The sequence below is a fragment of the bacterium genome, from assembly GCA_022616075.1.
GTDB lineage: Bacteria > Acidobacteriota > HRBIN11 > JAKEFK01 > JAKEFK01 > JAKEFK01.
This window is the reverse complement of sequence record JAKEFK010000163.1, coordinates 1-10,975: the sequence shown is the minus strand read 5'-3', so window position 1 is coordinate 10,975 and position 10,975 is coordinate 1. Positions and strand designations below refer to the sequence as shown.

Annotated in this window: 12 protein-coding genes, 1 tRNA gene and 1 pseudogene; 3 read left to right on the top strand and 11 right to left on the bottom strand. The window is 49.4% G+C overall.

The genetic code is table 11. From position 1 onward, the window contains the following. A partial coding sequence (locus L0156_12820) for a hypothetical protein (GenBank protein MCI0603881.1) occupies nt 1-540 on the top strand: 540 nt, incomplete at its 5' end. A 7-nt stretch (nt 541-547) separates the two neighbouring features. On the opposite strand, the gene L0156_12815 is transcribed toward L0156_12820, so the two are convergent. The 4 genes from L0156_12815 to L0156_12800 all read right to left on the bottom strand — a co-directional run bounded on the left by L0156_12815 (nt 548) and on the right by L0156_12800 (nt 3,278). Next, complete coding sequence (locus L0156_12815; protein ID MCI0603880.1) at nt 548-1,648, bottom strand: DUF4388 domain-containing protein; 1,101 nt, start codon at nt 1,646-1,648, stop codon at nt 548-550. A 65-nt stretch (nt 1,649-1,713) separates the two neighbouring features. After that, nucleotides 1,714-1,974, bottom strand: coding sequence for a hypothetical protein (locus L0156_12810; GenBank protein ID MCI0603879.1), 261 nt, complete (start codon nt 1,972-1,974; stop codon nt 1,714-1,716). 13 nt (nt 1,975-1,987) lie between these two features. Beyond that, a tRNA-Ala gene (locus tag L0156_12805) sits at nt 1,988-2,060 on the bottom strand. A gap of 57 nt (nt 2,061-2,117) precedes the next feature. Then, nucleotides 2,118-3,278, bottom strand: coding sequence for a threonine synthase (locus L0156_12800; GenBank protein MCI0603878.1), 1,161 nt, complete (start codon nt 3,276-3,278; stop codon nt 2,118-2,120). 37 nt (nt 3,279-3,315) lie between these two features. Here L0156_12800 and L0156_12795 point away from each other — a divergent pair, with 37 nt between their 5' ends. Then, nucleotides 3,316-4,629, top strand: coding sequence for a hypothetical protein (locus L0156_12795; GenBank protein MCI0603877.1), 1,314 nt, complete (start codon nt 3,316-3,318; stop codon nt 4,627-4,629). Nucleotides 4,630-4,767: 138 nt separating this feature from the next. Here L0156_12795 and L0156_12790 read toward each other — a convergent pair whose 3' ends face one another. The 4 genes from L0156_12790 to L0156_12775 are packed head-to-tail and all read right to left on the bottom strand — an operon-like array spanning nt 4,768 to nt 8,961. Further along, on the bottom strand, nt 4,768-5,940 hold the full coding sequence (locus L0156_12790) for an ABC transporter permease (protein MCI0603876.1): 1,173 nt from the start codon (nt 5,938-5,940) through the stop codon (nt 4,768-4,770). Nucleotides 5,941-5,942: 2 nt separating this feature from the next. Then, a complete protein-coding gene (locus L0156_12785; GenBank protein MCI0603875.1) occupies nt 5,943-7,109 on the bottom strand; it encodes an ABC transporter permease in 1,167 nt (388 codons plus the stop codon). After that, entirely contained in the window at nt 7,106-7,777 is a 672-nt protein-coding gene (locus L0156_12780; GenBank protein MCI0603874.1) for an ABC transporter ATP-binding protein, read from the bottom strand. The genes L0156_12785 and L0156_12780 overlap by 4 nt, the downstream gene beginning before the upstream one ends. 8 nt (nt 7,778-7,785) lie before the next feature. Further along, a complete protein-coding gene (locus L0156_12775) occupies nt 7,786-8,961 on the bottom strand; it encodes an efflux RND transporter periplasmic adaptor subunit (GenBank protein MCI0603873.1) in 1,176 nt (391 codons plus the stop codon). 81 nt (nt 8,962-9,042) lie between these two features. On the opposite strand from L0156_12775, the gene L0156_12770 reads away from it, so the two are divergent. After that, a complete protein-coding gene (locus tag L0156_12770) occupies nt 9,043-9,930 on the top strand; it encodes a TIGR01777 family oxidoreductase (GenBank protein ID MCI0603872.1) in 888 nt (295 codons plus the stop codon). Here L0156_12770 and L0156_12765 read toward each other — a convergent pair. From L0156_12765 to L0156_12755, 3 genes and pseudogenes are all read right to left on the bottom strand, one after another. Next, nucleotides 9,927-10,364 (bottom strand): SRPBCC domain-containing protein, encoded by a 438-nt coding sequence (locus tag L0156_12765; protein MCI0603871.1) that lies wholly within the window; start codon nt 10,362-10,364, stop codon nt 9,927-9,929. The two genes, L0156_12770 and L0156_12765, sit on opposite strands and share 4 nt — an antisense overlap. Continuing rightward, nucleotides 10,364-10,687 (bottom strand): annotated as a pseudogene (locus L0156_12760) (metalloregulator ArsR/SmtB family transcription factor). The gene L0156_12765 and the pseudogene L0156_12760 overlap by 1 nt, the downstream one beginning before the upstream one ends. A 3-nt stretch (nt 10,688-10,690) precedes the next feature. Then, nucleotides 10,691-10,975, bottom strand: a 285-nt coding sequence (locus tag L0156_12755) for a hypothetical protein (protein MCI0603870.1), incomplete at its 5' end; no start/stop codon positions are given.

Genomic DNA, 10,975 nt, shown 5'->3' with positions numbered 1-10,975 from the left:
GGAACCAGCGCCGGAATGGCCATTATGAGCGAATTCGTTTATGCAGCTCTGAGCTCCAGCAGCCTAACCTCTGAGGAAGGACTGTCGAATCCATTCCACCGCGACCTCACCTTGGATCGAGATTTTCTTTCATTGCCGAAATTGAGCGGCATTATCACAGATCAACATTTGGAAGAGCGCGATCGAATGGGTCGCACAGTTGCGTTTCTTGCCCGGCTCGTAAAAGATGGCTGGACGTCGCAAGGTAAAGCAGTTGCTGCCGATCGTGAAACAGCTTTGCATTTGAATCCCGTTGATGGCACTGCAGAAGTTTTTAGCCATGCGAATCATAGGACACCTTACGTGTATTTCCTTCGTACTCCTGGGCCGCCGGAAGTATGCCAGCCTAAGACGCCGTTGACTTACAGAAACATTTCTGTTTATCGAATCGGACCGGGTGGGACGTTTGATCTGGATACATGGAGTGGTAATGGTGGGATTTCCTATACACTGAGTGCCGAGACCGGTATCTTGATATCTTCGAGAGGCGAAATTTATTAGTAGAGTTTCACTCCTTCAGTTCCACGATACCGCGATCGATCAATCGTTTGAGGAGACGGAGAGCTTCGACTTCTTTCATGGGTGTGATTGAAACGATCGATCTGACATCCCAGATTCCATCCAGTCTGCTCAAGATGAATCCTTCTTGTGGAGTTAACTGAACGGTTCCCAACTCTTCAAAAGGAATGATCACGTGAGGAATCTTGTCGGGCTGCAAATGATGACTGTACAAATCACGGATTGTGTCCTTTTCAGCGCGGTCAATCAGGGGAATCACTTCAGACAGATATTCTCCGGATTGCGGTTCGATTTCACGTAAGAGGTCGAGCGCTTCTTCTGAGCGTCCCTTCAACAATTTCTGTTTCGCTTCCGACAGAAGCTGAGTCATCGAGTGATCCCCTCCACGCAGTCGCGATTCCACGTGTGCTTCCGCGACTTTCACAACCTGCAAATAACCGGCTTCGAATAATGCAAACAGGACACGGCAAACCGTGTACTCGACACCATGAACCGCCGTGGCAATATCTTCAATGGTTCGCCTTCCATCGACCTGCGCGTAGATCAATCTTGTCTGGGGATCCGTTTCGTCCAACGCCAGTTCCACATCCGGCACCCGCTCAAGGACTATATTATTTGTAGGAAACGATTTTCGCATCCTCTCCCACTCATCTCTTCTAAGAACCCCTTCAAAAATCATGGATTGAGGATCGAGTGAGATTCGCACAAAAATACGGTTGATAAATTCATCGGCATAAAACGTGAACTCGCCTTCATCCCAGAGAAACAACGTGTAGATCGTCTCCTCGGTCTTCATCTGGAGGAATCGCACCATGTCCTCTTCTTTGACCTTGCCTCCCATCACCAGGATTTTCCCGAGCATCATCTTGCTCGAGCGCTGAATTTCCATCGCTATCCGGAGCTCCTCCTCAGTAATGATCCCCTGACTGACGAGAAAATGGCCAAGATAGTCCTTTGGATCGGAAGAAGAAGAGGAGATGATTCGTCCTTTTTCAAAAAAAATCATCTTCAAAATTTGAACGCGTCGTATTTGGAGTGTTCCGGTGCTCTGATTGGCGGAAATAAACTGTAAGAGATCCCCGAAGGACATTGTATTGAGATTTCCGGAGAGACTCATTTTGATTTGAGTATTGTGGCAGTTTTTTCCGACAGCGTCTATCGAGATTGCAACTGACTGTTGATCATAAAAACCGCGGAGTTGAGGCGAGAAATCTTTCGATTTCGTGTCTGGATTGCCATCATATCATCGAGGGAAGGTTGATCACCACGAATGCCAGTCAGGAATCTTTCCAACTCAAATCGAAGCTGCTTCAACTCCTCCGGAGCCATCCGTCGAAGCAAAGTCGTGTTCAGCAAGATGTAGCCTTCGCACACATCTCGAGCCATGTTGTAGGCGCTACCGCCTAAAAATGCCATCAAATCCCCTCAATGGACGGTACCAGATTCGAACTGGCGACCTCCTCGTTGCGAACGAGGCGCTCTCCCAGCTGAGCTAACCGCCCATTCAGGGCTCAAAGGCTCAAGAGTTGTCGCCTTTGAACCTTTCAACTTTTGAACCCTCATATAGCGTACTTTAAACCGGAACCTGTAATCAAGATTACAACCCTTTCATTTTTTTGAACAACCTCGCGCGCAACCAGCTCCTGCAGTGCTGCCCATGCAGCGGCAGCCTCGGGAGCAACGAACATTCCTTCCTCTTGGGCGAGTTCCTTCCAGGCTTTTTCGATCGCTTCATCCGTAACAGCTATGGCCGTTCCTTTTGATTCTCGAACCGCGCGAAGAACCAAAAAATCGCCAACTGCTTTCGGAACTCGAAGGCCGGATGCAAATGTAAAAGGCTCCTCTACTTCCGGCGCATGGTCCAACCCCTGTTCATATGCCTTCACGATCGGGGCACACCCGCTTGCCTGGACGGCAATCAAGCGAGGAATTTTGGATCTTGAAATCCAGCCAAGCTCCCGCAGTTCATGAATTGCCTTCCATGCACCCACGATACCGGTGCCTCCACCCGTAGGAAATAACATCACGTCCGGAAGATTCCAGGAAAACTGTTGGGCAAGCTCATACAAAATGGTCTTCTTTCCTTCGACGCGGTAAGGTTCACGTAACGTGGATACGTTGAACCACCCTTTCTCTTTCAACTCGGCCATCATCAGGTTTCCCGCTGTCGTGATGAAACCCTCCACCATTCGAACAACTGCTCCGTATGCTTCGCACTCTCTTGCAAAAATCGGTGGAGTATCCTGCGGCATGAACACATGACATTTCAACCCGGCTCTCGCCGCGTAAGCTGCAGCGGCGCCACCGGCATTTCCTGCTGTTGGCAACGCGATCTCGCGAACACCAAGTTCCTTCGCCTTGCTGACGGCCAGAGCCAGTCCGCGCGCTTTGAAAGAACCGGTCGGATTCAAAGATTCGTCCTTAAAGTGGAGCTCCTCAAGGCCGATCGAATGTCCCAGCCATAGACTCGGCAAAACGGGTGTAAAACCTTCGGAAAGGGTCACCATGTTTTCCGGATTTCTCACAGGCAGTAATTCCTTGTATCGCCAGAGGCTGTGTGTACGAAAACTGAAATCGTCTCGCGAGACCACACGCGCGATTTCCGGAAGATCATAACGCGCAAGAAGCGGCGCTCCGCAGGCGCATAAATTCTGAACCTTTTCCGATGAATATCGCGTCTCACAACGCGAACATTGCAAATCCTTCAAATAGCTGTTCATTGTTAAGGGCTAAAATATAACATACTAAAATCCGGATATGTTGACACCAAAGTTTCGAGAGCTGTTCGAAGAGTATCACCGCAAGAAATGGTTTCCGGAAAAATATCCGGACCCTTTTGGTGAATTTATCGATTACATCTCCGAAGGAATGGTAACCGATTTAATCACCGCCTGGGAGCGGGAGAAGCGGGGCGCGTACCTGGATGTGGCACGCGCCATCTTGCAATTATTGCCGGAATTTCAATTCCGTGAAATCTGGAACGATTACCGCAAAAGCTTATCTGAAAAGCTGTCCGGCGATGTTCTTCCGGAGTTTGCTTTTTTCTTTATAAGAAATTCTTCCGAAGAAAGATCACTGGAGCTCTGGAACGAATTTCAAAAGTGGAATGATAAATGGGAGCCCATTCTCTCCGACTGGGCGCGTTCCATGATCGAATTTGAAGCGGCTCATTCAGACTTTCAAAAAGCATATGCGCAACGAATGCAAATCCAGGAACAGGAGGAGAGTCACTTGCAGGCAACCCGTGAATTATTCACATGGCAGTTCCGCTCAAAAACTCCGGCGAAAGATTACCTGGAGCTGCTTCGTTACTTACAGCTCGAAAATTGGAAAACAGTCGCTGATTGGAGTGATCTTCCTGCTCTTGCAAAAAGCATTTCGAGCGACTGTGGGATCGCTAAAACACCGGTGCTGCAACGAGCCGAAACTGCGGCGATTCAATTTCTTTTCCCAATCCAGCCACCGTGGAGATTGGTGCTCGAATATGGCTCGGCCTCCGGACCGTTGGATGCGATGCGTTTCCTCGTGGAGTTTGGAAAAGGAAGTTTTTATGCGGGAATGAACCCCGAGCTTCCGGTTGAAGAAAGGATTTGTGGAGATCCGTCCCTTCCCTGGTTCTGGGGATATTTGTTCGCATCTCTGCTAGCGGATGCAGCGGCAGTAAAAAAGTTCCTCGGACTCAAAGCAGAAGCGATTGCTGAAGATACAAATTTCGTCATGGAATGCTGGTTTCGACATGACGTTGCTCTCTCTATTTACAGGAACCGCGCACTAACCGATTGGAAAAACGTGCAGAGTCATTACACGAATTTGTGGGATCTTGCCTACCCGGTAGAACCTCCACTCTTTCTTGCAGCGTACGAATTGTGTCATTCTACAGAATCGGTTTATCGCTGCAACGCCCTTCGTCATTCACAAAACGTCAGAAAACATCTGCAAAGCAAATACGGGTACGAATGGTTCCGGAATCGAAAATGGACCGACCGCGCCAGAGATTACTGGTGGGAAGGCTTCCGGCTAACGACCAGCGACGTTCTCAGAGATTTACACATCGAAGAGTCCAGCTGGTAAATTCCAAATAATACTCAATCTCCAATTTCAAAGTCTCAAACCAGCTGGCGGGGAGTTTGTGAAACTTGGAATTTGGTTCTTAATTGGATAATTGGATTTTCGGATTTGTCATTTGGAATTTATTCGCAATTTGCGAATTTATTCAGCGCGAAGAGCGCTGACAATCTGCAGTCGAGCTGCGCGAACGGCGGGAAAGAATCCGCCTATGATTCCCATTACTGCGGCGAAAACAAAGGAAGAAAGCACGATACCGGGATTGAGCTCAAATCCGAATGCGAGTTCCGAAAAAGTTGCGAAGTTGATTGTAGAAATCGTCAGATATTGCAGGAAGGAAGCGAGGAACAAGCCGAGTGCTCCTCCAAGAAGTGCGATGAACAAGGCTTCGATCAAAAATGCTGTCAGGACGCTTCTTCTTTTGAAACCGAGTGATCGCAGCGTTCCAATTTCCACGGTCCGATTGGAAACGGCGGCATACATCGTAATCATTGCTCCGATCATTGCGCCGAAGCTGAAAATGATTGTGATTACCATCCCCAGAGCCTTCAAGAATGTTCCAAGTCCCTGCGCCTGTTGAGCGAAATACTCCTTTTCCTGCTTGAACTCAAATCCTTTCAGCCGCGGCTCGCTTTCAAAACGAGTCTTCAATCCTGCGGTCTGAGTTGGATTCGTCAGCCTGACTGTAATGATGTTATATGCTTCCCGATTGAACGCGGCCATCATTTGCTCGACGTCTCCCCAGATTTCCGATTCAAATCCGGACTTCTCCGCGTCAAAAATACCGACAACGTGCCATTCACGCGAACCAAATTTAATTCTCTGCCCCACAGAAGTTCCCTGGAACCGTTTTGCAATGGAGCGTCCCACGATGATTTCTGTTTTCCCCGATTCAAAAATACGTCCTTGCGTAATCTTGACCTGGCGGCGCAATGCAAGCGCCGTCTCCGGCGAAACGCCCCGCACAATGACATTTCCCATATCATTGGTTCCGTATTTCAATAGATTGATGATCACAACCATATCGGTGGAAGTGATGGGTTTCCCATCACCGGTGCGGGCAACCTCAGGAAATTGCTGGATCAATCGCGCAGAATCACGGTCGAGGATGCTCAAAACATCGGACGATGCGGCTTTGCGAAGCACAACCACGTTATCGTCAGAACCGGTCGAAACCAGGGTCTGCTTCAAGCCATAATCGAGCATCAAAACGGCAGCAAAAACGAACACCACCAGCGCAATACCTAGCAAAGTCAACAAGGTGGTTAATTTGCGCGTCCAAAGATTCCGGTAACTGTAACTAATAGGTATTGCCATAATTAATCAATGTGTCGCAGACCATCCACGATCCGCATTTTTGAAACCCGTAACATGGGAAACAGCGCCGCAAGCAAACCCACGCACAGAGCCGCCAGCGCGCCCCAGATAAGAGTCCAGGTTGGATCCGGCATAATAGGAAAAATAGTGGGAAACGCATTCTGAAACCCGTTCGCCGCAGGAATAGAGAGCCCAAGTCCGATTGCACCCCCCAGCAGCGAAATCAGCAATGCTTCTCCGGAAATCAATCCGGACAGATGCGCGCCGGTAAAACCGAGTGTTTTCAGGACCGCGTATTCGGTTGTGCGCTCGCGTGCCGTCATCGCAATCGTGTTCGCCAGAACCAGAAGAATGATTCCCACAATCACGAAAGAAATAAAATTCATTGCAGTAATGATGGCGCTGTACATGGAAATAAAGCTCTGGTTAAAGGCTTTCTCGGTCTCCGTTTTGGTTTCGGCAGGAGAGTTTTTGAACAACGCATCCACTCTTTCAGACACCTGCGCGCTTTGATTCATGTTTTGAACCTTCACCACGTACCATCCGATCCGTCCCGCTCTTTGCGGAAAAGTCTTCAAGAGGTATTCGTTGAGGTACTCCCAATCAAAATACATGATGGTCTGGTCGGAAGTGCGATCGCGTCCTTTGTAGATGCCGCGAACAACAAACGACCACTCACCCGGATAGATATCACCTCTGATCGGGATCGTATCACCCAGTTTGAGATTGTGCTTCCGCGCTGTTTCTTGCCCGATGACCACTGCATTCCTTTCCTTCCGGTACGCTTCGAATTGCTCAGGAGAAACCTGGAACTCGGGATAAATCTTGAAGAAATTGTCAGAATGGATCGCCATTCGCGGGAAAAAATTTTCAAATTTGTTTGGATCCTTATAAATCCCCTGGAACCAGACGGCATAAGTAACATCCGCAACTCCCGGCACATTCCTGATTTTTTCCATGTAGGTTTTGGGCAGCGAAAACACAAAGGAGACGGCGTGCCGGGTGATCAGGCGATCGGCTGCAGAAGCATCCAGGCCGGCGTAGAACGCGCCCACAACCATTCTCAACAGCGCGAATGCAAGAATGGCAATCGCGATCCCGAAAACGGTCAGGAAAGTCCGCAACTTATGCCGCAGCGCATTGCGAAAAATGAGCCGGAAGAATTTCATTGCAGCTCGCCTTTATCCAGTTGCCGGATTACATGCGCTTTTTCAGCGGCATGCGGATCGTGAGTCACCATGATGATCGTCTTTTTGAAATCACGATTCAACTGCTCCATCAAACTCAGGACTTCAGCCGCAGATTTTCGATCCAGATCTCCGGTCGGCTCATCTGCAAGCAGAATCGTTGGATCGGCAACAACGGCACGCGCAATCGCAACGCGCTGCTGCTGACCGCCGGAAAGCTGTCTGGGATAATGCTTCACGCGATCCGACAGGCCGACGATTTTTAAAGCGGTATCCACATGATCCTTGCGTTCTTTCTTCGATAATTTCGTAAGCAATAAGGGCAATTCAACATTCTCGAACGCCGTGAGCACAGGCATCAAGTTGTAAAACTGAAAAATCATTCCAATGTGACGCGCTCTCCATTTTGCGAGCTGACTTTCACTGAGCTTGCTCACTTCGTCGCCAGCCACTTGAATGCTCCCGCGCGTGGGCCGATCGATCCCTGCAATCAGATTCAGTAGCGTTGTCTTACCGGATCCGGAAGGTCCCATCAACGCAACGAACTCCCCTTCCGGAATGGATATCGTTATGTCTTCCAAAACGGGAATTTCAATATTCTCCCTTCTGTACGCTTTATAAACGTTTTGAACTTCAACAATCCCGGCCATTTTCTACCTCAGCTAACCACTTTTATTTTTGTACCGTTTTTTAACTCGCCGTCAGGATTCAGCACAACCTGATCGCCCGGGGCGATACCATCCAAAACTTCCAATGCGTTGCCCACCATCTTATCGACTTTCACGGTTTTCTCGACCACCTCTTCTCCTTTTACGAGAAAGACGACCTTGGAGTTCTGCCGCTCTACGACCGCAGCCGGATCAACAAGGATTTTCGGCTTTTCTTTGATCTGAGTCTCTGAAAGTTCCTCTGTTAGAAATGCAACTTTCGCGCTCATCTCCGGAAGTACCTGTTCATCTTTGTCTACGAAACGCACTTTTGTAAGAACGGTGGCTTTTGCGCGGTCTGCTGTTGGAACGATCATATGAACAATACCGCGATAACGTTTTTCGGGGAAAGCATCCAGAGTAATCTCGCATGGCTGCCCGACCTTTACACGCCCGAGATTCGATTCTGAAACATCCGCTTCCACCTGCAAAGATGTCATGTCTGCCATCGAAACGACTGATCCTTTTGAGTTTCCTGCGGAACCGAAAGGAGCAACTATCTCGCCCACATCGGCATTCTTCGTGAGCACGGTTCCGTCAAAAGGCGCGCGAATGTACGTGTTTTCGACTTCCACTTGCGCTGCCCTAACGTGCGCTCGAGCTGATTCGACATTTGCAATTGCGCGTTTGTACTGTGCATCGGCTAAATCAAATTCGCTTTCCGCTACCAGTTTCTGATCCACAAGCATTTTCTTTCGTTGAAAATTAGATTTCGATTCTCCTAAAGAGGCGATCTCCACCTGCAAATCTGCTTTCGCCTGCGAAAGCGCAGCATCCATGTCCCGGCTTTCGAGTCTTCCGAGCACCTGCCCTTTCTTCACTCTAGTCCCTTCCTCTACAACCAAACTTTCCAGTTTGCCGGTTCCTTTAGAAGCGACCTCGGCTTTCCGCTGAGCCACCACATAACCGCTCGCGTTCAACACAGAACTTGCTTGCGAAGGATTACTCACAATTACGGTCGTAACCTTGACCTCTTTAGCGGGTTTAAGTGGCCCTTGATAAAGCAAGTACACAGCAATCGCCAGAACCGGCAGAATCAGCAGCCATAGGAGTTTTTTCAGACCACTCCCACTGGACTCTGTGGTCGTAGATTCCCGGTTGATCCTGAGTTTGGCCAATTCGCTCATGGAAGGTTTCGCAAATGTGTTATTCTACCCATCCAGCAAAACGGAAGCAAGGAACGGGGAAGTAACGGCTACGATAAAACCATGAAAATCATTATCAGCGGCTCATCCGGTCTTGTCGGATCCGCCCTTGTATTTAATCTGATTTCCGATGGTCATCAAGTCTTCAGACTGGTTCGATCTTCAAAACAGGACGGCATTGTTTGGGATCCGAAACAGCCGTTTGCCGATCGCTCAGTCCTCGAAGGATTCGATGCGGTTATCCATCTTGCCGGAGAAAGTATTGCTGAAGGACGATGGAACGAAGAAAAGAAAAGAGCAATCCGGGAAAGCCGCGTGTTGGGAACCCGACATTTATCAGACGCAATTGCTTCATTGAATTCTCCTCCGAAAGTATTTGTTTGTGCGTCTGCCAGCGGTTACTACGGCGATCGCGGAGATGAAATTTTACGGGAGGAAAGCCCTCCCGGAACCGGATTCTTGCCGGACGTCTGCAAGGAGTGGGAAGCAGCCACCCAAAGCGCAGCGGACAAGGGAATCCGCGTGGTGAATACGCGATTCGGCATCATCCTCAGCCAGAAAGGAGGGGCTTTACCCAAAATGATCACTCCCTTCAAACTGGGAGCCGGCGGCAGAATCGGATCCGGCAAACAGTACTGGAGCTGGATTGATCTGGACGATGTAGTCGGTGTAATTGAACACTGCGTAAATAATGATGCGCTGGAGGGTCCTGTTAATACGTCTACGCCGAATCCTGTAACGAATGCCGTGTTTACACAGACTCTTGCGCGCGTACTGAAACGTCCTGCGATTTTCCCGGTGCCCGCGTTCGCAGCGCGCGCAGCTTTTGGTGAAATGGCGGACGCTCTTCTGTTTTGCAGTTTCCGGATGCAACCCGCAAAACTAATCGCATCAGGCTATACCTTCGCTTATCCTGATCTGGAAAGCTCACTGCTTCACTTGCTTATTTAGCTGGCGACAAACTCTTCCAAACGATTCAGGCAGCCACCCCACCCTTTATTATGTTCATCCCGCGCGTTGGAATTCGGAAAATGGCGATGGGTCAAAGAAAGCTCGGTCCCTTTCTCCCCACGGCTGAATTCAAGAGTCACTTCCGTTTCGCCATGTTGGGGTTCCGTTTCCCATTTCCAGCTGAAAACGAGTTTTTGCGCCGGAACCACTTCACGATAGGTGCCCTGCACGATGTGCACTTTTCCATCGGGAGCCTGCATCTCCACGCGATACTGTCCGCCCGGTCGAACATCCAGATGGTGGACTATCGTTTTGAATTCTTTACTCGGCGCGAACCACTGGCTGAACTGCTCTTTTTGCGTCCATGCGTGGAAGACTTTTTCCGGCGTCGCGGAGAAGCTTCTTTTGATTTGTAAGACTGTTTCTGATTCCATTGTTTCTCCTGTTCCTTCAAGAAGTTTTCCAAACGGTCCAGCCCCTGTTGCCAGAAAATCCGGTAGCGCTCGATCCAGTCGGAGGCGTCCTGCAGCGGAGCTGCGTTCAGGCGGATCCGGTGAATACGCCCCATTCTCTTTCGCGCGATCAGATTCGCATTCTCCAGCACACGCAAGTGTTTGGAAATTGCCGGAAGTGATATTCGAAACGGCTCAGCAAGCTCCTGAACGGAAGCTTCCTTGCTCGAAAGATGATTCAGAATCGCTCTTCGCGTCGGATCGGAGAGGGCCGCAAAAGTCACATCCAGGTTTACAGAAGTCATGGATCATTTCACTCGTTCTAACTTGAATGAATGAGTTTCCGTTTTTCCTTGATCACTCCAGGTCCACGCCTGTGAGATATGATTTTCATCCTCAACCGTGAAGGTCATTCCATGCATATGTCCGGCGTCAGCAGATTTCAGATTTGTGGCATCCACAAAACGGAATTCAATCGCCTTACCATGCTGCGCTCCGGCTTTCATGCGCGGCTGATTATTTGCCATGCAATAATGAGTCAACATCACGCTGTCGCCATCTAAGTAATAAGTGGTAACCATCGGGGGGTCGGC